Annotated in this window: 19 protein-coding genes and 1 pseudogene; 8 read left to right on the forward strand and 12 right to left on the reverse strand. The window is 69.0% G+C overall.

The window, feature by feature from the left end; genetic code table 11:
* Nucleotides 1–121: 121 nt before the first annotated feature.
* Nucleotides 122–259: a hypothetical protein gene (locus ACWPN5_RS27050; protein ID WP_200476810.1), complete on the reverse strand. Its 138-nt coding sequence runs from the start codon at nt 257–259 to the stop codon at nt 122–124.
* Here ACWPN5_RS27050 and ACWPN5_RS27055 point away from each other — a divergent pair.
* The 3 genes from ACWPN5_RS27055 (at nt 200) to ACWPN5_RS27065 (ending at nt 4,743) form a co-directional block, all read left to right on the forward strand.
* Nucleotides 200–3,265, forward strand: coding sequence for a PAS domain-containing protein (locus ACWPN5_RS27055; RefSeq protein WP_492298720.1), 3,066 nt, complete (start codon nt 200–202; stop codon nt 3,263–3,265). The genes ACWPN5_RS27050 and ACWPN5_RS27055 overlap by 60 nt on opposite strands.
* 171 nt (nt 3,266–3,436) lie before the next feature.
* Nucleotides 3,437–3,625 carry a hypothetical protein gene (locus ACWPN5_RS27060; RefSeq protein ID WP_114861064.1) on the forward strand — a complete coding sequence of 63 codons (189 nt, stop codon included), beginning with the start codon at nt 3,437–3,439 and terminating at the stop codon, nt 3,623–3,625.
* 155 nt (nt 3,626–3,780) lie between these two features.
* Nucleotides 3,781–4,743: a hypothetical protein gene (locus ACWPN5_RS27065; RefSeq protein WP_145681915.1), complete on the forward strand. Its 963-nt coding sequence runs from the start codon at nt 3,781–3,783 to the stop codon at nt 4,741–4,743.
* A gap of 48 nt (nt 4,744–4,791) precedes the next feature.
* Here ACWPN5_RS27065 and ACWPN5_RS27070 read toward each other — a convergent pair whose 3' ends face one another.
* Entirely contained in the window at nt 4,792–5,424 is a 633-nt protein-coding gene (locus ACWPN5_RS27070) for a class I SAM-dependent methyltransferase (RefSeq protein WP_145681916.1), read from the reverse strand.
* A gap of 147 nt (nt 5,425–5,571) precedes the next feature.
* Here ACWPN5_RS27070 and ACWPN5_RS27075 point away from each other — a divergent pair, with 147 nt between their 5' ends.
* On the forward strand, nt 5,572–5,901 hold the full coding sequence (locus ACWPN5_RS27075) for a hypothetical protein (protein ID WP_035679689.1): 330 nt from the start codon (nt 5,572–5,574) through the stop codon (nt 5,899–5,901).
* A gap of 25 nt (nt 5,902–5,926) precedes the next feature.
* Here the strand turns inward: ACWPN5_RS27075 and ACWPN5_RS27080 are convergent, their stop codons facing one another.
* Nucleotides 5,927–6,256 (reverse strand): hypothetical protein, encoded by a 330-nt coding sequence (locus tag ACWPN5_RS27080; protein ID WP_109071295.1) that lies wholly within the window; start codon nt 6,254–6,256, stop codon nt 5,927–5,929.
* A gap of 126 nt (nt 6,257–6,382) precedes the next feature.
* Nucleotides 6,383–7,993 (reverse strand): ribonuclease J, encoded by a 1,611-nt coding sequence (locus tag ACWPN5_RS27085; RefSeq protein WP_492298470.1) that lies wholly within the window; start codon nt 7,991–7,993, stop codon nt 6,383–6,385.
* A 532-nt stretch (nt 7,994–8,525) separates the two neighbouring features.
* On the opposite strand from ACWPN5_RS27085, the gene ACWPN5_RS27090 reads away from it, so the two are divergent.
* Entirely contained in the window at nt 8,526–9,878 is a 1,353-nt protein-coding gene (locus ACWPN5_RS27090) for a BON domain-containing protein (RefSeq protein WP_492298472.1), read from the forward strand.
* A 58-nt stretch (nt 9,879–9,936) separates the two neighbouring features.
* Here ACWPN5_RS27090 and ACWPN5_RS27095 read toward each other — a convergent pair whose 3' ends face one another.
* The gene (locus ACWPN5_RS27095; protein WP_145681918.1) at nt 9,937–11,733 is read right to left on the reverse strand and encodes a glycoside hydrolase family 15 protein; all 1,797 of its coding nucleotides are present in this window, start codon (nt 11,731–11,733) and stop codon (nt 9,937–9,939) included.
* A gap of 233 nt (nt 11,734–11,966) precedes the next feature.
* Between ACWPN5_RS27095 and ACWPN5_RS27100 the strand changes: the two genes are divergently transcribed.
* Entirely contained in the window at nt 11,967–13,469 is a 1,503-nt protein-coding gene (locus tag ACWPN5_RS27100) for a right-handed parallel beta-helix repeat-containing protein (RefSeq protein WP_247888209.1), read from the forward strand.
* Between the two features lie 355 nt (nt 13,470–13,824).
* Nucleotides 13,825–14,697, forward strand: a complete 873-nt coding sequence (locus tag ACWPN5_RS27105; protein ID WP_492298475.1) for a LuxR C-terminal-related transcriptional regulator — start codon at nt 13,825–13,827, stop codon at nt 14,695–14,697.
* Nucleotides 14,698–14,767: 70 nt separating this feature from the next.
* Here ACWPN5_RS27105 and ACWPN5_RS27110 read toward each other — a convergent pair whose 3' ends face one another.
* Complete coding sequence (locus ACWPN5_RS27110; protein WP_145681920.1) at nt 14,768–15,535, reverse strand: response regulator transcription factor; 768 nt, start codon at nt 15,533–15,535, stop codon at nt 14,768–14,770.
* A gap of 709 nt (nt 15,536–16,244) precedes the next feature.
* On the opposite strand from ACWPN5_RS27110, the gene ACWPN5_RS27115 reads away from it, so the two are divergent.
* Entirely contained in the window at nt 16,245–17,024 is a 780-nt protein-coding gene (locus ACWPN5_RS27115; protein WP_145681921.1) for a response regulator transcription factor, read from the forward strand.
* On the opposite strand, the gene ACWPN5_RS27120 is transcribed toward ACWPN5_RS27115, so the two are convergent.
* The 6 genes and pseudogenes from ACWPN5_RS27120 to ACWPN5_RS27145 form a co-directional block, all read right to left on the reverse strand.
* Nucleotides 16,987–17,523, reverse strand: a complete 537-nt coding sequence (locus ACWPN5_RS27120; protein ID WP_145681922.1) for a response regulator transcription factor — start codon at nt 17,521–17,523, stop codon at nt 16,987–16,989. The genes ACWPN5_RS27115 and ACWPN5_RS27120 overlap by 38 nt on opposite strands.
* A 124-nt stretch (nt 17,524–17,647) precedes the next feature.
* Nucleotides 17,648–19,084, reverse strand: a complete 1,437-nt coding sequence (locus tag ACWPN5_RS27125) for a UDP-glucose dehydrogenase family protein (protein ID WP_492298722.1) — start codon at nt 19,082–19,084, stop codon at nt 17,648–17,650.
* A gap of 80 nt (nt 19,085–19,164) precedes the next feature.
* Nucleotides 19,165–20,052: an NAD-dependent epimerase/dehydratase family protein gene (locus ACWPN5_RS27130; protein WP_492298477.1), complete on the reverse strand. Its 888-nt coding sequence runs from the start codon at nt 20,050–20,052 to the stop codon at nt 19,165–19,167.
* Nucleotides 20,053–20,104: 52 nt separating this feature from the next.
* Nucleotides 20,105–20,173: pseudogene (locus ACWPN5_RS27135) on the reverse strand (NAD-dependent epimerase/dehydratase family protein); the annotation flags it as partial.
* 27 nt (nt 20,174–20,200) lie between these two features.
* Entirely contained in the window at nt 20,201–21,280 is a 1,080-nt protein-coding gene (locus ACWPN5_RS27140; protein WP_492298479.1) for a GDP-mannose 4,6-dehydratase, read from the reverse strand.
* Between the two features lie 73 nt (nt 21,281–21,353).
* A complete protein-coding gene (locus ACWPN5_RS27145) occupies nt 21,354–22,598 on the reverse strand; it encodes a glycosyltransferase family 4 protein (RefSeq protein WP_492298481.1) in 1,245 nt (414 codons plus the stop codon).
* Nucleotides 22,599–22,600 lie beyond the last annotated feature (2 nt).

The following is a 22,600-nucleotide window of genomic DNA, read 5'->3' on the forward strand; positions in this document are numbered from 1 at the left end:
ATTCTGGCAATCTTTGCCCGCAGAAGGGTGGAGCAAGGAGATACGGGTGAAGACCAGCGAGCCGGACCAGCGGCCTGGATGGTCGGCGCGTCGGTTGTCGATTCTTTTCCTTGTGGTTGCGTTACCGCTGATCGCCTTCGAAGTGCACAGCATCCTGGAATTGCGCAAGTCCCGGGAAGCGGAAATCCGTGTGGATTCGATGCAGCTTCTGGATCAGGTCGAATCCGAACAACAGCGCATCGCCGACGACATTGAACACGTTTTGGTTGCTCTTACCGAAATGGGGGTCGGGCGGCTGTCGCCAGCCGCATGCCAGGACACACTTCTCCGGATCAAAGCCAAATATCCCCCTTATCTGGCCGTGAGCGTCAGCAACCGGTCCGGGACCATCTGGTGTTCCACCGAACCGCAGGCGCGCGGCCTGTCGGTCGCCGACCGCAGCTATTGGCAGGAGGCGCTGACCACTGGAGAGCAGAGCCAGGGGGCCACCCTGACCTCCCGCACCACGGGCCGCCCCTCCATCCCCTTCGCCCTGGCCTACAAGGACGAGAGCGGCGCTCCGTCGGGAGTGGTCACGGTGCTGCTCGATACCACCTGGCTGAACCTGTTCCTGCGCGAAAAGACCCTGCCGGCCGAGGCGGAGGTGGTGATCGCCGACCGCTCGGGCATCGTCCTGGCGCACCAGCCGGACACACCGGACACCGTCGGCAAGCCATTGACCAATCCCTATCAGGCGATGCTGGACCGTGGGGAGCGGCGCGTGGTCGAGGCGCCCGGACCGGACGGCCGGATGCGGGTCACCGCGGTGTCTCCGCTGGCCGCCGGCGTTCCCAACCTCTACGTCCATGTCAGCCTCGACAAGGACCGCTCCATGCAGCCGGTCAACGAGGCGGCACAGCGCACGCTTCTGATCTTCGCCGGGCTTTTCCTGTTCGCCGGGCTGATCGTCGGCTGGAGCCTGTGGCGTTTCCTGCGCGCCCACGAATTGGCGCGCAGCAACGCGCTGCGCATGGCGGCGGTGCTCGGCAGCACGGTGGACGGCGTGATCGAGCTGGATCGCGACTGGCGTTTCACCTCCCTGAACGACAAGGCGATCTCCCTGATCGCCCAGGGCCGCGACCTGCGCGGCCGCTCGCTGTGGGACGCCTTCCCCGAACTGGTCGATACGCCGCTGTGGCGCAAAGCCCATCAGGCGATGATCGACCAGACGCCCACCGACGCCGAGTTCCAGGGCGTGCGCACCGAGCGCTGGTTCTGGATGCGGGCCTTCCCCAACGCCAACGGCATGTCCGTCTATCTTCTCGACATCACCCGGCGCCGCCAGGCCGAGGACGATCTGCGCAAGAGCAAGGACCGGCTGAGCCTCGCCCTGGAATCGGCCATGGCGGGGTCCTTCGACTGGGATCTGGCAACCGGCCAGGGCCACTGGTCGGAGGAGACCTTCCGCATCTTCGGGCTCGACCCGGCCGTGCACGAGGCGACCAGCGCCATGTGGCGGTCGGTGGTCCATCCCGACGACTTCGACATCGCCACGCTGAAGGCCCAGACGGAGATGCTCGCCGAACGGCGCGCCTACATCCGCCTGGAATACCGCATCGTCCAGCCCAGCGGTGACGTCCGCTGGGTCTCGTCGATCGGGCGTGTCAGCTATGGCCTGGACGGCACGCCGCTGCAATTCAGCGGCCTGAACCTCGACATCACCGAGCGCAAGGCGCTGGAAGAGGCCCTGCGGCGCAGCGAGGAGCGGCTGACCATCGCCCTGGCCGCATCGGAAGCCGGCATCTGGGATTTCGACCTGCGCGACCGGACGCTGGCCTGGTCGGACGGCATGTACCGGCTGTACGGCGTCACCCCGGACAATTTCACGCCCGGCGAGGACAGCTTCTTCGAACTGGTCCACCCGGCCGACCGGGACACGGTGCGCCGCTTCACGAAGGACGTTCTGGAGGCCCGGCGCTCCGATTACCGCGGCGAGTTCCGCATCCTCCATCCGCGCGACGGGGTGCGCTGGATCATGGCGATCGGCCGCCCCGTCTACGACAGCGGGCGTCTGGTCCGGCTCAGCGGGCTGAACCTCGACATCACCGGGCGCAAGGCGATGGAGGAGGCCCTGCGCGAGGCCAAGGCCAAGGCCGACGAAGCCAACGTCTCCAAATCGAAGTTCCTGGCCGCGGCCAGCCACGACCTGCGCCAACCGCTGCAATCCGCCCTTCTGTTCGCCGGCGTCCTGCAACGCCACGTCGATCCCGACAAGGGGCGAGGCCCGCTGGCTTCGCTGGAGCGGGCGCTGGAGACGCTGAAGAATCTTCTTGACAGCCTTCTGGACGTGTCGCGCCTGGACGCCGGCGTCATCACCCCGCAGATCGGCACGCTGGCCCTGCGCCCGCTGCTGGAGGAGATCGAGGCGGCCTACGCCCCGATCGCCGCGAGCAAGGGGTTGGAGTTCGCCGTCGCCCAACCCGCCCAGGATCTGGCGGTGCGCAGCGACCGGCTGCTGCTCGGCCGGATGCTCCGCAATCTGGTGGAGAACGCCATCCGCTACACCGAGACGGGCTACGTCCGCGTGTCCTGCCAGGCGACGAACGGGACCGTCCGCATCACCGTGCAGGACAGCGGCATCGGCATCTCGGCGGAGCAGCAAACCAAGGTGTTCGAGGAGTTCCATCAGGTCGCCAACCCGGAGCGCGACCGCAGCCAGGGGCTCGGGCTCGGGCTGGCCATCGTGCAGCGGCTGTCGCGGCTGCTGAACCATCCGGTGTCGGTCCGCTCCGAACCGGCGCATGGCTCGGTTTTCTCCATCGAGGCGCCGCGCGCCGCCGCACCGGCCGTCTCCCTTCCCGCCCCCGAGGCCGAGGTCGCGCCGTCCGGAGAGGGGCGGCTGGCCGTCCTGGTCGAGGACGACGTGATCGTCCTGATGGGCTTGCGGACCATCTTCCAGGAATGGGGGTACGAGGTCGTGGTGGCCGGCTCCGCCGAGCAGGCGCTGGAGCGGCTGCGCGGGCTGGCCCGCCGGCCCGACCTGATCATCGCCGATTACCGGCTGCGCAACGGCCGGATCGGCACGGAGGCCATCGTGCAGATCCGCGGGCTGGTCGGCTCGCCGGTTCCCGCCATCATCCTGACCGGAGAGATCGGCACCGACTGCGACCGCGACGCGGCGGCGCTCGGGCTCGCCGTGGTGCGCAAGCCGATCACGCCGCGGCAGCTTCAAGGCGCCATCCAGGATCTTCTGAACCACAACCCGTTGAGCCAGACCGGGGATTGAACCGCACCCCAGCCGGTGGTTTTGGCCGGGGAGCGCGAGCGGTGGGCGGCGGACAAAAAGCGGACCAGCCTTGACGGGGCAGTGACGCTGCCCTACATTGTGCACTGCAACATAATGATAAGTCCTTTCTCCAGGGGGAGACGCCTTCTCAATCCTTTGAGGAGGTCCCTTATGAACACGCCTTCGCCTTTCGCTTCCGCCCTTCCCTCCGAACGCGATCTGCGGCTCATCCGCCGCAAGGCCGCACAATTGCGCGCCGAGCATCTCCGGTCCCTGCTGGGCCGGCTGGCCGCGTTCCTGAAAGGACGGACGGCGGACCTCGATCCCCACCGACTGGGTGGCGGCCGGGCCGCCGGTTGACGACGGACGGCCCATCTTTTCCCTGACACAGCGGCAGTGACGCCCCGCCATGCCCGGCACATCCGTTTGCGGGCGCATGGCGTAGCGCTGGCCCGGCGGCGGTCCGCGACAGCGGCGCCGCGCGGGCCGGTTGTTCTTCGGTTGGAGTTTTTGACATGCAGAAACGAGCGGTCGCCCTGGGCGGCTTCGGTGGGTTCAACCTGCACGGCGCGGGCGTGCTGACGGCGCTCGACCGCCTGGAGCGGATGCCCGACCTGTTCACGGTCACCTCCGGGCAGATCGTCGTGCTGGCCGCCTGGTTGCGCGGCGAGGACGTGCGCCGCCTGCTTCTCGAACACACGGGGGCGTCCGGCGGGCTGCTCCAGGCTTGGCAAACCGCCCTGTTCGGGCACAAGGGCGTGTTCCGCCCGGTGCTGGGCGAGCATGCCCGGCGCTGGCTGGACGTCCCGCTGTCGCCCTCGGCGGTGCTGGAGCGGCTGATGCCGGCCCGCCAGTACGCCCCGGTGCGCGACCGCGACACCGTGGCCGAGATCGCCCGCACCCTGAACGAGGCCGAGGTCGGCGTCGTCTTCAACACCTACGATTTCCGCTCCGGCAACGGGCTGCTGCACGGCAACGCCGCCGCACGCCGCCTGATGGCCGGCGAGGTCGGGCTGGAGGACATCACCGCCGAGGCGGTGGAAAGCGCCCTCTGGCTCTATCTCTACGGTTTCGAGGAGGCGCCCGGCGGGCTGATCGACGGCGCCTACCACCGCAGCATCATTCTGTCGGAGTTGCACGGCTTCGACGAGGTGACGGTGGCCGCCCCCTTCCCGGTCTCCTGGATCGGGCCGGTGCCGCGCAATCAGCTTGAGGTGGAGAATTGGAAGATCCGCCAGTGGTTCGCCAACTCCTACAAGGCGGAGGTCGCGCGGCTGCGCCGGGTGATCGAGCTGATGGAGCGCGGCACGCTGAACGACCCGGCCTACCGCATCCGCTCGCTGACCGAACTGCCGCTGCGCCGCCATTACGGCTATTTTGACTATTTCACCGAGAAGGCCGAGGTGTTCGACGACGCGCTGGCCCAGGCGCTCGACCATTTCGGCGGCCCGGCGCACGAACGGCGGCGCGCCGGCTGACCGCCTGATCGGGTGACCGGGTGACCGGGTGACGGACGGCCCGGCGGCTCAGGCCGCGCGGGCCTCCACCAGTTTCACGCAGTCGCCCATCACGAAGCGGCTGTCCAGCGCCCCCATGCCGGCCTGCGGCAGATGGGCCTCGTAGCCGGCGGTGTAGCGGGCGCCGAAGGCGAAGCTCAGCCAGGGCGACACCACGCGCATCCACAGCCGGGCCGCCGGGCGCTCCGACTGGGTGTAGTCGAGGATGCGCAGCGTCCCCTCCGGTTTCAGGATGCGCCGCATCTCGCGCAGCACCGGCACCTGCAGTTCCTCCGGCAGGACGCAGAAGACGAAGGTCGCCACCACATGGTCGAAATGGCCGTCGGGAAAGCCGGTGGCGGCCAGATCCAGCACCCGGAACGTCACCGCCCGCCCCAGCCGGTCCGCCCGTTTGGCGGCGCGGGCCAGCATGGCCGGGCTGGCGTCCACCGCGGTCACGCAGGCGGCGGCGGGGTAGAAGGGGATGTTGCGGCCGGTGCCCGCCCCGGCGTCGAGGATGCGCCCGGACAGGCCGCGGAAGGTCCCCTGCCGCAGCCGCCGCTTCCACATCACCTCGTAGCCGAGGTCCAACGCGTCGTAGAGCGGGGCGATGCGTTCGTAGGTGCGCACATAGCCGGTCTGCATGGCTGGGCCGGTCTGCATGGTTCGAGGACTCCACCGAAGCGGCCGGCCCGCACCGGGGACGCGGAGGACCGGAAGCGCGTTTTGCCTGTTCTTCCTTTCATAGCAGGCGAATGTGACGGATCATCGCGCCTGGGATGCGAAGCCCGGAAACGGATTGGAGATGGCATGGATGCGCTGAACCCGGCGGCGGAGGCCCGCCGTCAGGCCGGACTGGAAATCCAGGCGCTGGCCGAGGATTTCGAACAGAGCGACGAGGCCGCCTTCCTGCGGATGCGCATCATCGGCGGGGTGGTGGCGGGGGTGGTGACGCTGGTCCTCCTGGTGCTGCTGACAGCCGGGGCGGACTGGCGCTATCTGTTCGGCTTCTGGGTGGTGATCGTCGGCTTCATCGGGATCGGCTACGCCGTGTCGGTCTACCGGCAGCGGCAGCAGACCGCAAGGCTGCGCGCCCTGGCGACCCGCTGGCTGACCGGCGGAACGGTCCCGCCGGTCTGAGGATAGGCCGGATTATGGGGCCGGGTCAGGAGGCGCGCGAACCGCGGCGCTTGCGGCGGCGCTGGAAGCGCTGGATGCGCTCGATCACCTCGCCCATGTCCGCCGCCTCCTCCACCTCGCCGAGATGCAGAAGGACGCGGATGTAGGTGTCGATCAGGCCGAGGACGGCCTCCTCGTCGGTCACGCCGTAGGCCGCCTGGCCCAGGGCGTCGACGATCAGGGTCCCGCTGTCGGCCAGCGCCTCGGCCACCTCGTTGATGGCGCGGTCGAGGGCGGTGTCGTCCCCGTCCGGCGCTTCCAGCACCGGATCGAGGATGTCGGGGAAGGAAAGCCGGTCGGCGGGATAGCCAGCCATGGGCAACTCTCCAAGAAAAAAACAGGGCCGTGAACCGGCCCCTGGTGCGCGCGAACGGAGGGCGGTTGTCCCCCTTCTGGTGATTCGTGGCCCGATGAAAGGTGGCGGTCGGGGATGATGGCAGCGTCAGGCGGCCATCGTCTCCAGGGCTTCGGCCGCGGCGTCCGCGTCCTCCACGACGGGCAGACCCGTCCAGGGGATCAGCTCGCGCCCGGTGTTGGCGAGGCGCTTGGCCTCCATGTGGCCGATGACCGCGGTGCCTTCCCGGGCGATCCGCAGGATGTCGCCGTCCTCCGGAACCAGCGCCCGTTCCACGCCGCAGGCGCGGGCGAGGCGGGCGTGGGCCTCCAGATGCTCGATCGTGCCGTGCACCGGCACGGAGAAGCGCGGGCGGATCAGGTCGTACATGCGGATCAGGTCGTCCCGCTTCGGGTGGCCCGACACATGCACCGGCGCGTCGGCGGGGGTCACCACCGTCACGCCTTTGGCCTTCAGATGATCCTGCACGTCGGCCAGCACCACCTCGTTGCCGGGAATGGCGCGGGCGGAGAAGATCACCGTGTCGCCGCTTTCCAGCCACAGGTCGCGGTGGCCGTCGCGGGCCAGACGGCTGAGCGCCGCCCGCTCCTCGCCCTGGCTGCCGGTGCACAGGAACACGAGGTTCCGGCGCGGCGTCCAGGAAGCTTCCATAATGGAGATGAACTCCGGAGCCGTCTCCAGATAGCCGCTGGCGCGGGCCGCCTTCTCCATGCGCAGCATCGAGCGGCCGACCAGAACCACCTTACGGTCGTTGGCCGCCGCGGCTTCCGCCACCGCCTGCATGCGGGCGACGTTGGACGCGAAGCCGGTCACCGCGATGGCGCCCTTGCGCCCGGCGAAGGCCTCCATCAGGCCGGCGCGGGCGTCGGCTTCCGACCCCGTGGTGCCGTCGACGTTGGCGTTGGTGCTGTCGCACATCATCGCCAGCACGCCGCGGTCGCCCAGACGCTTCAGCGCGTCCAGGTCCATGGTCGGGCCGACCAGCGGGTGCGGGTCGAACTTCCAGTCGCCGGTGTGCAGGACCGTGCCGGCCTTGGTGTGGATCGCCACCGACACCGGCTCGGGGATCGAGTGGGTGACGGTGATGGTCTCGATGCCGAAGGGACCGATCTCGAAGGAGGCGCCCGGCTCGAACACCCGGATGCGGGCGTGGCGGAGGCCGCCGGACTCCTTCAGCCGGTCACGGATGACGTGGGCGGCGAAGGGGGTCGCGTAGATCGGGCATTCCAGCCCCGGCCACAGATGGTGGATGGCGCCGATGTGGTCTTCGTGGGCGTGGGTGACGACCAGCCCGACCACCTCGTCCATCCGCTCCTCGATGAAGGAGGGATCGGCCATCAGGCTGTCGATGCCCGGCGCCTCGTCGCCCATGAAGGCGACGCCGGCGTCGACGATCAGCCACTTCCCGGCATGGCCGTAGAGCGCCATGTTCATGCCGATGCGCGAGCAGCCGCCGAGCGGGATGAACAGGATCTCGTCGTGGCCCGGCACCGGGCCGGGAACCGGCGCGCCGGGCGGACGGGTCGCCTTGGGGCGCTCGTAGGGCTTGGGGTTCTGGTTCTTCTGGAAACGCGGGCCGCCGGACTTGCCGCTGCGCACATCGCCAACAATCGTGTTCGGGCGGTTGCCGCCAAAATTCGAGTTCGGGCGGTTGCCGCCCTTGGGCGCCGCGCGGCGGCGCTTGTTATCAAACGTCATACGTCCTTCTTGCTTCACAACATCTCAGCCGGCATTCAACGCTGCCGGACGGGCGTGCATCGCGTGTCGATGCGGATCTCGGGGGTCTCCCCGGCCATCGGCGGCGCCAGGACCGTGGGGATGGGTCGAGGCAGCCGGCCGAACCGGCCAGGGAGAGCGGTGTTCGAGCCAGTAATCCAGATGACGACGCCGGTCAACCGTTGAATCACGACCCGGAAAGGGTTCGCCGGTCGGTCACCCGAAGGTTACGGCCATCCGCCGGCGATGTTGCACATATGTTTCCTTCGCCGCGCCGTTCAAGGGGGCGCTCGAAGGGCCGTCTTCACGCACGAACCGCCGCAGCGGCGCGAAACGGCACGGGCCCCGCGGATTCCGGGATTGCGCGCTCCCCAAGGGCCTTGCGGTTGGCTGGCCTGTGCGGGGCGCATGGCAAAGAGATGGCAAAGCCAACGCCGGCCCGCGATCCTTCGGCGCCTTCCCTGTTGTTTGCGGACGCCCGGCGAACGGGCACTGTCCAAATGGGGAGCATCCCATGTCCGACTATGAATCCAGGTGGAGGAACGACCAGAGCACCCGCCGCGACGACGACCGGTGGGAGCGCGACCGCCAACGCGGCGAAGGCCGCGAGTGGAGCGCAGGCTCTTACCAGAACCGTGGCCGTGACGAGTTCGGTCAATCGAATTGGGGCCAATCCGGATCGGGCCAGTCTGGCCGTTCCGGCATGATGGGCGGCGGTGGCCGCCAGCCGGGCTACGGCTACGAGGGCCAGGGCCGCGAAGGCTTCGACTATGGCCGCGACTACTGGCGCCAGCAGGAAGGCCGGGGCGATTACGGTCAGGGTTCCTACGGTCAGGGTTCCTACGGCCAGGGGTCTTATGGCCAGGGCTCCGGCAACCGTGATTATGGCCGTGATTACGGCCGCTCCGATTACGGCCGCGACTCCGGGTCCCGTGGTTCCTTCGGCCAGGGCCAGCGCGACTGGCGCTCCCGCGACGACCGCCAGAATTACGATGACCGCGGCGACTACGGCCAGGACTTCGGTTATCGCGGCGGCTTCGGCCGCTCCGACTACGGCAGCGGGGCCTATGGCGGCCGTGATTACGGCAGCCGCGACTACGGCGGCATGGACTACGGCTCCGGCTCCCGCGGCTATGGGAGCCGGGACTACAGCAGCCGCGATTCCGGCAATCGCGACTATGGCAACCGTGACTATGGCCGGATGGGCTATGGTGGAGGCGGTTCCGGCCGCAACGAGGAGCGCGGCTTCTTCGAACGGGCGGGCGACGAGATGGCCTCCTGGTTCGGCGACGAGGACGCGGAGCGCCGCCGCCGCATGGACGCCCGCAACGACGATCCCGGCGCCCAGCACCATCGGGGCCGCGGGCCGCGCGGCTACACCCGCTCCGACGACCGCATCCGCGAGGATGTGAACGACCGCCTGACCGACGATCCCTACATCGACGCGTCGGAGATCGACGTGACCGTCAGCAATTCCGAGGTCACGCTGAGCGGCACGGTGGGCGACCGCCGGACCAAGCGCCGCGCCGAGGATATGGCCGAGACCATCTCGGGCGTCCGCCACGTGCAGAACAACCTGCGCGTCCGTGAGCAGACCTTCGGCGGCACCGGCACCACCGCCGGGGCATCGGCGATGGCCGGGCTCGGCACCGCCGGGTCTTCCGGAACCGGCATGAGCGGCTCGGGGATGGGCAGCACCGGCATGAGCGGGTCCACGACGGGCACGTCCGGAGCCTCCGGCACCTCCGGGACCGGCATGTCCGGCACCGGGACGAGCGGGACCTCCGGCAGTTCGGACAGCACCAGCCGCACCGGCACCTCCAGCACCACCACGGGCAGCAGCACGACCGGCAGCAACATCCGCTGACCCTGCCCGACGCGCCCCTCCCGCCCTCACCGGCGGGAGGGGTTTTTCCGGTCCGCCGTCAGTCGCCGTCCTGGCGCTGCTCCGCCGGTTTCTCCGCGCGGGTCAGGTTGAAGGCGGTGTTGATCAGCGCGATGTGCGAGAAGGCCTGCGGGAAGTTGCCGACCAGCCGCTTCGCCGTCGTGTCGTATTCCTCCGACAACAACCCAAGATCGTTGCGCAGGGCGAGCAGCCGGGTGAACAGCGCCTCGGCCTCCGCCTGACGCCCTTGCAGCACATAGACGTCGGCCAGCCAGAAGGAGCAGGCGAGGAACACGCCCTCCCCGTCGGGAAGCCCGTCGTCGGTCCGCTCCGTCCGGTAGCGCATGACAAGGCCGTCTTGCAGCAGTTCCCGCTCGATGGCGGCGACCGTGCCCTGGATGCGGGGATCGTCCACCGGCAGGAATCCGAGCATCGGCAGCATCAGCAGCGCCGCGTCGACGTGGCTGGCGCCGTAATACTGGACGAAGCTGTTCCGCTCCTTCGAATAGCCTTTGGCGCAGACGTCCTCGAAAATGGCCTGCCGCAGCGCCTTCCAGCGGTCCAAAGGCGCGTCCAGGCCGAACTTCTCCGCGCTCTTCACCATGCGGTCCACGGCGACCCAGGCCATCACCTTGGAATGGGTGAAATGCCGGGCGCCGCCGCGCACTTCCCAGATGCCTTCGTCGGGCTGGTCCCACACCGACTCCATATGGTCGAGCAAGGCGCACTGGACGTGCCAGCCTTCCGGCCGGATCTCGATGCCGCGCATCCGCGCCTGATGCGCCGCGTCCATCATCTCCCCGTAGACGTCAAGCTGGAGCTGGGGGGCCGCAGCGTTGCCGACCCGGACCGGGCTGGCGCCTTCGTAGCCGGGAAGCCAGGGCACCTCCCATTCGAGCAGACGGCGCTCCCCGGCGATGCCGTACATGATCTGGATCTGCTGGGGACTGCCGGCAATGGTGCGCAGGCCCCAGTCGCGCCAGTCCCGCGCCTCCTGCAGGTAGCCGGCGTTCATCAGCGCCAGCAGGGTCAGGGTGGCGTCGCGCAGCCAGCAGTAACGATAGTCCCAATTGCGCACCCCGCCGAGTTGTTCGGGAAGGGAGGTGGTCGGCGCCGCGACGATGCCGCCGGTCGGACGGTAGGTCAGCGCCTTCAGCGTGACCAGCGAGCGCACAACCGCGTCCCGCCACAAACCGCTGTAAGTGCAGCGCCCGCTCCACTCCGCCCAGAAGCGCTCGGTCTCCGCCAGCGCCTGTTCGGCATCGACCGGCGGCGGCAGCGGCAGGTGCGAGGGGGAGTAGATCATCACGAAGCTGAGGCTCTCGCCCTCCGCCACGGTGAAGTCGGCGACGGTGCTCAGATCCTCGCCGTGGATCGGGGCGCTGGTGTGGAGGGCCACCATGTCCGGCCCGGCGATGGCGCGCAGGGTGTGCGGGCCGATCCGCGTCACCCAGGGCACGACGTGCCCATAGCCGAAGCGCAGCGTCAGGTCCATCCGCATGGCGACCCGCCCGCGCCGACCGCGCACGATGCGCACGACGTCCGACGCCTCGCCGCGCGGGGGCATGAAATCGATCACGGTGACGGCGCCCTCGTCCGTCTCGAACTCGGTCTCCAGGATCAGGCTGTCGCCGCGGTAACGGCGGCTCGTCCGGGCGTCGGGGTCGCTGGGGCGGAGCAGCCAGCGCCCGTTCTCCGGCGTGCCCAGGAGCGCTGCGAAGCAGGCGTCGGAATCGAAGCGCGGCCAGCACAGCCAGTCGATGGAACCTTCGGCGGACAACAGGGCTGCGGTCTCGCAGTCTCCCAGAAGGGCGTAATCCTCGATGCGGGAGGCCATGGCACGCTCTCGAACGATTGGGGGTGTGCCCTTGGGCAACGGCCCGCGGTCGCTCCGGTTCCCTTGGGCCGAGGCCCGGCCCCGACCAAGGTCGATCGTCCGGTTTGACGATTCTGGCCGCTGCCTTCGCATGCTAGCGTATTCGCCCGCCCTTCCGATCCGCCACGCCGATCCGCCCACGCAGATCCGCCCACACAGATCCGCCGAGTGGCGGACGACGCCGCGAGGCCACCATGGACACCGGACGCGCCACAGCCCGGCGGCACGCCCGCCGCCCTGCCCGCCTCGCGACGCTCTTCCTGCTTGCCGGCCTTCCAGCGGCGGCGGCAGGAGCGGAGCCGCCCACCGTCTCCCTGCGACCGGGCGCTGACCTCCAGGCGGCGGTGAACCGCCACCCCCCCGGCACGCGCTTCCGCTTGGAGGCCGGCGTTCATCGCCTGCAATCCATCGTTCCAAAGGACGGCAACCGGTTCATGGGCGCCCCCGGCGCGGTGCTGAGCGGAGCGCGACGGCTCACCGCCTTCGTCCGCCGCGGCTCCGTGTGGATCGCCCGCGGGCAGACGCAGGAGGGTCGGGTCAACGCGGCGGAGTTCTGCCGCTCCGGCTTCCCCCGCTGCGCCCGACCGGAGGACCTGTTCATTGACGACGCGCCGCTGCTGCATGCCGGCAGCCGGTCCGACGTCGGACCCGGGCGCTGGTTCTTCGATTACGCCGCCGACGAGATCGTGATCGGCGACGACCCCACCGGGCGCACCGTCGAGACCAGCGTCACCCCCCGCGCCTTCGGCGGCACGGCGTCGGGTGTCGTCATCGAGGCGCTGACCATCGAGAAATACGCAGCCCCCATCCAGGCGGCCGCCGTGGACGCCGAGTTCGGCCCCGGCTGGACCGTCCGCGACAGCGTCCTGCGCCTGAACCACGGCGTCGGCATCAACGCCGGCAACGGCAGCCGCATCCTCGGCAACCGCATCCACGACAACGGCCACGCCGGCTTTTCCGGGTCGGGGACGGACTTCCTGATTGCCGGCAACGAGATCGCCCGCAACGGCTACGCCGGCGTCGATTTCCATTGGGAGGGCGGCGGCGGCAAGATCACCGAGTCCGCCGGCGGCGGAGTCATCCGCGGCAATTGCGTCCACGACAATGTGGGCGCCGGCATCTGGGCCGACATCGACGTGCACCGTCTGGTGATCGAGGACAATCTGGTCTTCGGCAACGCCGACAACGGCATCACCTACGAGATCAGCTACGACGGGGTGATCCGCAACAACCGGCTCGCCGACAACGGGCAGCGCGGCCAGGGCTGGTTCTGGGGCGCCCAGATCCTGATCTCCAGCGCGCGGGGCGTGAAGGTCTACGGCAACGACATCGACGTGCCGGCCGGCTACGGCAACGCGGTGACGGTGGTGTCCCAGGACCGCGCGCCCTACACCCCCGCCGTCGGCAACGAGATCTTCGACAACAGCCTCGTCATCCGCAACGCCAACGCGCGCGTCGGCGCCGTCACCGACGTGGACGCCGACACCGCGGTGGTCGCCGCCGGCAACCGGCTCTACGGCAACCGCTACCGTCTGGCCGATCCGGGGGAGCGGGTCTGGTTCTGGAACGATGCGGAGGCCGACTGGAACGCCATCCGCGCCCAGGGACAGGAGACGGGAAGCGTCGTCCAGGCCGATCTTCCCCGAAAGACGCCGCTGTCCTGCCCTTCCGAGATGATGACGGAAGGAAAACGCTGACCGGACCCCTCCCTCGCACGTCCATAAAGAGAAAATCTATCAGGACCTAACAATCAAAAATTAAAAAACTCACTGTTACAATTTTGAAAAACTTACTAATTTGGAGGTATTTTGCGGATATCTGCGCACAGTATTATGATCTTGTTTGCGATTGACGGTCAAAAACTCCTGGGATGTTATAGCATGGAAGCAGTCGCAAAATCCTCTCGCGGCATCGCTTTCCCTCGCGATCCGGTTCACTTGACCGAACAGGGCCAAAGTCTTCGCAGCAGCGATGTTGACGGCGATGTTGGCGGCGGTCCTGGCCTGCTCCGCGGTTCGGTGTGTCCATGGGTGTGGCAGAAGGAGGTCTTGTATGTTGCCGTGCAAAGACGGAGCGCGCTCGCCCAACGCCGCCCGCCGCACCCCATCGCTCACGACCGTCACGCCCAACCGTATCCTGGCAGCCTTTTCCCTGACCGCCGCCCCGATGAACAACTCCGGCCCGTTCGGCTCCTATTACCGGATGTCCGGAGGTGGACGGCCCCTGGGGGAGGAACAGATCGTCACGGCCATCCTGCATGACGAGACGCCGCTCACCCGGGAAAGCCTGTCCACCAGCCTGAACCTGTGCGGGCGCGGGGTGCGGGTGCTGACGGCGGCCTCCCTGGCCGATCTGGAAAGCGTGGTGCGGCGGGACGGCGCGCCGGACGTCGCGCTGGCCAATTTCAGCGGGCGGCTCGCCTCCGATCCGGAGTTCCGGCCGAGGCTGGCCGAACTTCTGGAGGTGCTGGACGGCATCCCGCTCATCATGCTGTCGGATTCCGACGAGACGGCGACCGCGCTGGAGGCCATCCGCCAGGGCGCGCACGGCTACATCTCCACCACCGTCGGACTCACCATGGCGCTGGAGGCGATCCGTCTGGTCGCGGCCGGCGGCATCTTCGTTCCGGCAACCATCCTGCACCGGCTGATCCTGGACCAGGGCACGGTGACGGAGCCGCTGCTGCACGCCGCGTTATCCGTGCCGACGCCCGCGGTCAACGGCAAGCCCCACCTGACCCAACTGACACCGCGCCAGATCGCCGTCCTGGAATGCCTTCAGGAGGGCAAGCCGAACAAGGTCATCGCCCACCAGCTCGGCATGCGGGAAAGCACCGTCAAGGTGCATGTGCGGAACATCCTGCGGCGGCTCGGCGCCACCAACCGGACGGAAGCGGTCTGCCGCGTCATGCGCGAGGAGGAGTGAGCCGGCGCAGGAACGGTGCGGGGACGCCCCGCACCGTTCCTGCGCCGGCCATCCATCGGGGGCCGCCCGCTCAGGGCCGGTTCGATTCCAGGGGAGCGCCGCGGGACAGATGGGCGTGGGCCATGAAGGCGGCCTCCGTCCGGTTGGTGGCGCCCAGCTTCTTCAGCACATTGCGGACATGGGCCTTGGCGGTGTTCTCGCACATGCCCAGCATGTAGGCGATGAGCTTGTTCGACTTGCCCTCGCGCATGCAGGTCAGCACGGCCATCTCGCGCGGCGTCAGACCGCCGATCCGGTCGGTCACCGGCAGGTCGGCGCCCGGCCCCGGCGGCGGAACGGTGATGGTGCCGGGCGCCGGCGCGATCAGCGATTGCAGCGAGGTGGCGGGCACGAAGGTGCCCCCGGCAGCGACCAGCCGGATCGCCTCCAGCATGACCCCCAGCCCGAGGCTGGGCACGATGTAGCCGCGCACGCCAAGGCGCAGGCTTTCCAGGATCATCCCGCCGTCGTCGCGGTCGGAGATGATCACCAGCGGCACCGGCAGGCAGGCCGACACGGCGTCGCGGATGGCCGCGCACAGGACGTCGTTCAGCCCCGCCTGCGCGCCGATGTTGCACAGCACGACCTCCGCCCGCCCGTCCCGCGCCAGGGCCCCGGCGGCGTCCTTCAGCGAGGCCACCGACCGCACGGTCATGTCCCGGCACAGCGTGCCGAGCCCGAGCGAGAAGCAATCCCGCGTCAGGCTGTTCGGGTCGGCCAGGACCACCGCAATGCCTGGAACGATGCCGGGCATGATCCCTGGGGCGATCCCCGCTTGATGCTTGATGTCCGTCGTCATCCGCTCCCCCTTTCGGTCAAACGCCAATGCGTCCCATCTCTTCAAACCGGAGTTGCGGACCGCGATCCGCCCTTGCCGGTGAGTGGGGCTTCAATTCTCGGGTGAGCGCGTCCGCTCGCGGATACTCGGAAAGATTTTATTTTTTCCATTTTCAGCGTCTTCCCCTGCCGACCGGTTGGCCTGTTTCTGTTGGAAGATCATCAGGAATGCTTGCGCGATCTGCATTTGATGTTTTCAACGTTACCAGAACAGCAGGACCGGTAAATACGCACTTCGATGCAAGGTTGTGATGGGGCCGCGTTTTAGTCCGTACTCATTTCGGCGCCCTTCAGGCCGTGTTTCCCAGGGCGCGTACGCCTTTGTGCGGATGGGGGCGGTGTAGACCGTGCATCCCGCCGCATCTTGGGACCGGGCCGGATGGGGCTGCCGACGCCCCATGTCTCCTTCGCATCCGAAAGAACAGGCCCAAATGGTGCAAGTCAGGGTGCGATATGCTCTGACCAATGGAAAGATCAGAGAGACCAAGCGCTGCGCTTCAGGATGTGCACCACCCGAACCCCTCCGGAATACACGGGGTTCGATGGGAAATATTTCAAATAGGAGGTAAAGACCAAGGCCGACTTGGCTAATTCTGCGCGGGATTGACGTTGACGGTGGACAGGGTGCAGTGCAGCATCAGGTTCGAATAATGGGTCGGGAGACATCCTTCATGGCATCGTACGGGACGGCGGCTCCATCACCCCATGGCGGCGCACACGCTCCCGGACCGGCAAACGGGCACCGGGGCATCGCGGCCCTTCTTCTCGACGAAAGCCCGTTGACCCGCGAATGCCTGTCCGCCGGTCTCAGCCTGCGTGATCCGTCCCTCCAGGTGCGGACCGCGGCGTCCCTGGACGAGGCGAGGACGATCCTTGCCGCCGGAACCCCTCCCGCCGTCGTGCTGTGCAACGTCGCCAGCCTGACCCCGCCCGGGGGCAGCGTCCTGGCGACGCTGCGCGGTCTTGCCGGGGCCTTCGGCGGAACGCCGTTGGTCGTGCTGACCGATGGGGAGGAGACGGATCTGCCGCGGGAGGCCAGCCGGTTGGGCGTGCGGGGGTGCCTGCCGACCAGCGTCGGCCTCGCCGTCGCCCGCGAGGCGGTCCGTCTGGTGGCCGGCGGCGGGACCTTCTTCCCCTCCCCCTTCCTGAACCGCCCGCTGCATCATGGCGAGGCCGTGGAGGACGACCCGCCCGCGCCGACCGGCGGGGCGGCGCTGACCGCGCGCCAGCGCGGCGTGCTGCAACGGCTTCGCGAGGGGAAATCGAACCGCGTCATCGCGCAGGAACTGGGGATCAGCGAGAACACGGCGAAGGTCCATGTCCGCGGCATCCTGCGGGCGCTGGGCGCCGCCAACCGCGCCGAGGCCGTGCGCAAGGCGTGGCAGCCGGCCGAACCGTCCGCCCGGGAGTCGATCAGCGGGAGTCGGGATCAGGGTCCGGATCTGGACTGACCGTCCCGCCGCCGTGGATCAGCCGCAGGGCAGCGATCACCTCGGCCAGCGGCATCCGTCCGCTCAGCACCCCACGCAGCCCGAGACGCGCCGCGGCGGCGGCCACCGCCGCGCCGGGCCGGTCGGCGAGAACCGCCACGGGGGGATGAGGACCACCACCGGACAGCGCGTCCAGCAGGTGGCCGACGCCGCCTTTCGCCGGGTCGGCGCGCCCGATGCTGACCAGGACCACGTCGGCGCCGCGCAGGGCGGCGGGAAGGTCGGCCAGCGCCGTGGTGCTGCGCTGGTGGCTGACCGCCACGTCCGGCGCGAAGGCGGTGATCGCCGCGGCGAGGCTTTCGCCGAACAGCGCGCGGTCGTCGATCAGCAGCACGGCGATCGGTGCCCGCCCGCCGGTCCGCGCATCGGAACGGGGAGGACGGGCACCGCCCCGCGCGCCGGCCGGCGCACGGGGCATGAAGTCTCGACGGATGCCGGCCAGCGCGTCCAACCCGAACATGGCTGTGTCTTTCGGAATCGGGAGATCCCAGCCGGCTCCCCGCGCCGGGCCGCCATCGCCGGAGCGGGGACGGCCCGGTCAGGGCACCGCTGCGTGGCCGGAGTGCACGGGCACCGCGCCCGCGTCAATCCGCCAGGTCGGAAGCGGCGGCCGCAAGCTGTCCGGAGAAGGGCAGGATACAGGCGTCGCCCGCGAAGCTGTTGCTGAGCAGCATCGCCTCCGCCGCCTTGCGCCGCTTCGCCGCGTCGGGCCGCACATCGCGCCGGCCAACGGATCCGTAATGGAACCCCGCAGCCGCCATGGCCGCCGGGTCGTAGACGTTGCGCAGATCGATCATCACCGGGCGGCGCATCAGGCCGCGGACGCGGCCCAGATCCAGCGCGCGGAACTCGTTCCATTCCGTCAGGATGGCGACGCAGTCGGCCTCGGCGAGCGGGGCGTAGGCGTCGTCGTGCCAGACCACGCCGGGCAGCAGGTGGCGTCCCTCCTCCATGCCGGCGGGGTCGTAGGCGTGAACCGTGGCGCCGGCCTGCTGAAGCAGCGGGATGATCTCCAGGCTCGCCGCCTCGCGCATGTCGTTGGTGTCGGGCTTGAAGGTGATGCCCAGCACGGCGATCCTCTTGCCCGCCGCGTCCGATCCGCAGGCTTGGAGAATCCGGGCGGCCATCAGCCGCTTGCGCGCCCGGTTCACGTCCACCACCGTTTCGATCAGCCGGACCGGCGCGCCGTGCTGCCGCCCGGTGCGCACCAGCGCCTCGGTGTCCTTGGGGAAGCAGGAGCCGCCGAAGCCCGGCCCGGCGTTCAGGAACGGCCGCCCGATGCGCCCGTCCAGCCCCATGCCCGCCGCCACGTCCTGCACGTCGGCCCCCACCCGTTCGCACAGGTCGGCCACCTCGTTGATGAAGGTGATCTTGAAGGCCAGGAAGGCGTTGGCCGAGTATTTGGTCAGCTCCGCCGTCTCGATGCCGGTATGCACGAAGGGCGTCCCGGCGCGGATCAGCGGCTGGTAGAGAGCGTCCATCACCGTCCGCGCGCGGTCGGAATCGGCACCGATCACCACGCGGTCGGGCTGCATGAAGTCGCCGATGGCCGAGCCTTCGCGCAGGAATTCCGGATTGGACACCACGTCGAACTCGGCGCGCGGGTTGATGTCCCGCACGATGGCGGCGACTTGGCGGCCAGTGCCGACCGGCACCGTCGATTTGGTCACGATGACCGTGTAGCGGGTCATCGTCCGCGCGATCTCCGCCGCCGCCGCGTGAACGTAGGTCAGGTCGGCCCCGCCGTCGCCGGGTCGGGAGGGGGTTCCGACCGCGATCAGCACCACGTCGGCCCCCTCCATGGCGACCGCGAGGTCGGACGTGAAGGACAGACGCTCCGCCGCCATGTTGCGCGCCACAAGGACGTCCAGGCCGGGTTCGTAGATGGGGATCTCGCCGCCCCTCAGGCGCCGGATTTTCAATTCATCCTTGTCCACACAGCACACGTCGATGCCGAATTCGGCAAAGCAGGCGCCGGACACGAGACCGACATAGCCGGTCCCCACAACAGCGATCCGCATCATTCCACTCCTGTTGCTTGATGGCGTTGCCGAAGCCATCCCTGGCCGGCTCGAAGGTTGGCCGGCTTGAAAAATGACCGTCAGGCCACGGCGCGCTCCGCCATGCCGCTTGATTGGCCGCTCGATTGGACATCGTCCCGGCCGTTCTCGCGCAGCGCCCAGCGCACGGTTTCCGCCAGCCCCTGCTCCAGACGCGTGCGCGGCGTCCAGCCGAGCACCGCCCCGGCGTAGGCCACGTCCGCCTGCACGCTGCGCTGCTCCCCCGGACGTTCGGGGTGGTAGAGCACGGGATGGTCGGCCCGCGTCCGGCCGAGCGCTCCCAGCGCGAGGTCGGCCAGTTCGCTGATGCTGGTCTGCCGCCCGCTGCCGAGGTTGAAGATCCTGCCGTGGCTGGCCGGGTTGTCGAGCGCGCCGACCCAGGCGTCCACCACGTCGTCGATGAAGACGAAATCGCGGGTCTGCTTGCCGTCGCCATAGATGCGGATCGGCTCGCCGCGGATGATGTTGCCCAGGAAGATGCCCAGCACCCCCTGGTAGGGGTTGTCCACCGCCTGCCGCGGCCCGTAGACGTTGTACATGCGGAAGGAGGTGACGGCCAGAGCGCCCGGCAGGTCGGGCCGCTCCGCCGTCAGATGCACGTAGCGCTCGCCCGCGTATTTCGTCACCCCGTAGTAGGACACTGGGGAGCAGGGCGTGTCCTCCGGCGTCGGCACCACCGCGGCGTTGCCGTAGGCGCTCATCGAGCTGGCGTAGAGCAGGCGCTTCACCCCGCGCTCGACGCACTGCTGGAGGACGTTCACCGTTCCCTCCACGTTGGTGCGCAGGTCACCGACCGGGTTGCTGAAGGCACGGATGATCGACACCTGCCCGGCGATGTGGATCACCGCGTCGGGCACCTCCTCGAACGCCGCGTCGAGGTCGGCGGGGTTGGTGACGTCGCCGCGGATGTAGCGCACCTCCGCCGGCACGTTGGAACGCAGCCCGGTGGAACTCGTTGTCGATCACCGTCACCCGGTGGCCGAGCGACACGAGGCGGTGCGTGATGTGGGAGCCGATGAATCCGGCCCCGCCCGTTACAAGCACGTTCATTGGTTCCTCCACCGCACAGGGGTCGGGTTACGCGCTGAGGGCGATGCGGCCCGGTTCGAGCTGGGTCTGGTCCGTGGGCAGGCCGTTCTGCGCGAGATAGCGTTCCGCCCAGTCCCACAGGCGGCGGATGCCGGTGTCGCGGTCGACCTGCGGGCGCCAGCCGAGGACCTGCTCGGCCTTACGGATGTCGCTGACGTAGCAGGGCTGGTCGCCGGGCCGCCAGTCGGAGAAATCGGCCTCCACCGGCGCGCCGCGCAGGGTGGACAGCATCTCCCCGAACTCGCGCCAGACCGAGATGGTGTTCTCCGGCCCGCCGCCGATGTTGAAGACCTGCCCGCGGCTGACCTCGATCTTCTCGGTGGCGAGGCGGAAGGCGCGCACGAGATCCTCCACGAACAGCACGTCGCGCACCTGCATGCCGTCGCCGTAGATGTGGATGGGCCGCCCGCTCAGCGCCGAGATGATGAAATGCGCGACCCAGCCCTGGTCCTCGTTGCCGAACTGGCGCGGCCCGTAGATGCAGCTCATCCGGAAGACGACGGTCGGCAGGTCGTAGATGCGGGCGTAGTCGCGCACATACTGGTCCGCCGCCCCCTTGGAGCAGCCATAGGGCGAGTGGAAGTCCAGCGGCTCCGCCTCCGAGACGCCGAGCGGCCGGTCCACGAAGCGGTAGCGGCTGTCGGTCTGCTCCACCGCCACATGCTCCAGCCCGCCATAGACCTTGTTGGTCGAGGTGAAGACCACCTTCGGCGGGGTCTTCATGCGGCGCGCCGCCTCCAGCACGTTGAAGGTGCCGAGCGCGTTGATGTCGAAGTCGGTGCGCGGATCGTCCAGCGACGATGTGACCGCCACCTGCCCGGCGAGGTGGTAGACCTCCTCCGCCCCGGCCATGCAGGATTTGACGGCGGCGAAGTCGCGCACGTCGGCCTTCATGAAGGTCAGGCGGGACCCGGCGTTGAGGGTCTGGAGCCACGCCGCGTTCCGCTCGCTGCCCGGCCGCAGCAGGGCGTCCAGGACAACGACGTCGCGCCCGTCCTCCAGAAGGTTCTTGACCAGATTGCAGCCGACGAAGCCGGCCCCGCCGGTCACGAGCGTCTTGCCTTCCATAGGTGTCTTCTCCATTGCTGCGGCTTTTACCGGTTGGGCAGAGGGCGTTGGGCAGAGGGCGTTGGACAGGGGTTCAGGCGGCCTTGAGGACGGCGGCGCCCGCCGGGCGGCGGATCACCGCGTCGTAAAGCCGATGGGTGTCGGCGGCGGCGGCGGCCCAGTCGAAGCGCTGGGTGGCGCGCAGGCGGCCGTGGCGACCCATCCGCGCCCGCCGCTCGGGGTCGGCGGCCAGTTGCTCGACGGCGGCGCGCAGGGCCTGCGGGTCGCCCGGCTCGACGATCACCGCGCAGCCGTCATCGACCTGATGGGGGATGCCGCCGACCCGGCTCGCCACCACCGGGACGCCGAAGGCCATCGCCTCCAGGATCACGTTGGGGAAGGTGTCGGCCAGGGTCGGGAAGACGAACAGGTCGGAGCGGCGGAACATGGCGGCGACCTCCGCCTCGGCCAGATTGCCGGTGAGATGGATGGTCTGGCCCGGCCCGCAGCGGCGCTGGTACGCCTCGTAATCGACGAAGTCGCGCTTCTCGCCGCCGACGATCAGGCGGAACGGCATCGACAGCCCCACGAAGGCGTCGAGCAGCACGCCCAGCCCTTTGTTGGCCGTGTGGTTGGCCAGGAAGAAGGCGGTGAACGGACCGCCGTCCTCATCCCGCTCCGGGATGCCGAAACGGCGGTGGATGTCCCGGTCCGCCGGGGTCGGCGCGCCCCAGTCGTCCGGGCGGTCGACGCCGTAGGGAATGACGGCGATGTCGTCCCCGGTGAAGCCGAAGCCGCGGACGATGGGCAGGTCGACGGGCGAGATCGCGCAGATCGCCGCGGCGTTGCGGACGACGTAGCGGACCGGGCGGTCGATCAGCAGGTCCCAGGCCAGCCGCCGCGCCGCGTCCATGCGCCGAAAGGCCGCCGGGTTGCCGATCTCCACAAAGCCGTGGGTGGACACCGCGTAGGGCACGCCCTTCGCCACGCAGGCGCGGGCCACCCGCATCATCTCCAGCGCCGGGATCGGGTTGTGGATGTGCACCAGATCGTAGGAGCCGTGGCGGATCAGCGCCGGGATGCTCGACTGGTAGAACAGGGTCTTCGCGCGGTTGGGCAGGACGGCGTCGAGCCCAACGAAGGGGCTGGAGGTCTGCACCTCGATGCGCTCGCCCGGCTTGCTCAGATCCATCGGGACCCGGCTCGCCATGCCCATGTTCGCGATGTCGATGCGGTCGTGCGCCTGCAGCGCGACGCTCAGCTTCTCCGCCGCCTTGCTGGCGCCGCTGACCGCCAGATGCGGCGGCACGACGATCGCCGACAGGATCTTCAGGCTCATTG

Source organism: Azospirillum sp. UENF 211521, from assembly GCF_058780535.1.

Excerpts from the sequence above, each read along its gene's own strand:
- ACWPN5_RS27085 (WP_492298470.1), bottom strand. The coding sequence starts at position 7,993 with ATGACGTTTGATAACAAGCGCCGCCGCGCGGCGCCCAAGGGCGGCAAC.
- ACWPN5_RS27120 (WP_145681922.1), bottom strand. The coding sequence starts at position 17,523 with ATGTTCGGGTTGGACGCGCTGGCCGGCATCCGTCGAGACTTCATGCCC.
- ACWPN5_RS27065 (WP_145681915.1), top strand. The coding sequence starts at position 3,781 with ATGCAGAAACGAGCGGTCGCCCTGGGCGGCTTCGGTGGGTTCAACCTG.
- ACWPN5_RS27125 (WP_492298722.1), bottom strand. The coding sequence starts at position 19,084 with ATGCGGATCGCTGTTGTGGGGACCGGCTATGTCGGTCTCGTGTCCGGC.
- ACWPN5_RS27095 (WP_145681918.1), bottom strand. The coding sequence starts at position 11,733 with ATGGCCTCCCGCATCGAGGATTACGCCCTTCTGGGAGACTGCGAGACC.
- ACWPN5_RS27110 (WP_145681920.1), bottom strand. The coding sequence starts at position 15,535 with ATGACGACGGACATCAAGCATCAAGCGGGGATCGCCCCAGGGATCATG.
- ACWPN5_RS27090 (WP_492298472.1), top strand. The coding sequence starts at position 8,526 with ATGTCCGACTATGAATCCAGGTGGAGGAACGACCAGAGCACCCGCCGC.
- ACWPN5_RS27075 (WP_035679689.1), top strand. The coding sequence starts at position 5,572 with ATGGATGCGCTGAACCCGGCGGCGGAGGCCCGCCGTCAGGCCGGACTG.
- ACWPN5_RS27070 (WP_145681916.1), bottom strand. The coding sequence starts at position 5,424 with ATGCAGACCGGCCCAGCCATGCAGACCGGCTATGTGCGCACCTACGAA.
- ACWPN5_RS27105 (WP_492298475.1), top strand. The coding sequence starts at position 13,825 with ATGTTGCCGTGCAAAGACGGAGCGCGCTCGCCCAACGCCGCCCGCCGC.
- ACWPN5_RS27080 (WP_109071295.1), bottom strand. The coding sequence starts at position 6,256 with ATGGCTGGCTATCCCGCCGACCGGCTTTCCTTCCCCGACATCCTCGAT.
- ACWPN5_RS27115 (WP_145681921.1), top strand. The coding sequence starts at position 16,245 with ATGGCATCGTACGGGACGGCGGCTCCATCACCCCATGGCGGCGCACAC.
- ACWPN5_RS27100 (WP_247888209.1), top strand. The coding sequence starts at position 11,967 with ATGGACACCGGACGCGCCACAGCCCGGCGGCACGCCCGCCGCCCTGCC.
- ACWPN5_RS27060 (WP_114861064.1), top strand. The coding sequence starts at position 3,437 with ATGAACACGCCTTCGCCTTTCGCTTCCGCCCTTCCCTCCGAACGCGAT.
- ACWPN5_RS27055 (WP_492298720.1), top strand. The coding sequence starts at position 200 with ATGCAGCTTCTGGATCAGGTCGAATCCGAACAACAGCGCATCGCCGAC.
- ACWPN5_RS27145 (WP_492298481.1), bottom strand. The coding sequence starts at position 22,598 with ATGAGCCTGAAGATCCTGTCGGCGATCGTCGTGCCGCCGCATCTGGCG.
- ACWPN5_RS27140 (WP_492298479.1), bottom strand. The coding sequence starts at position 21,280 with ATGGAAGGCAAGACGCTCGTGACCGGCGGGGCCGGCTTCGTCGGCTGC.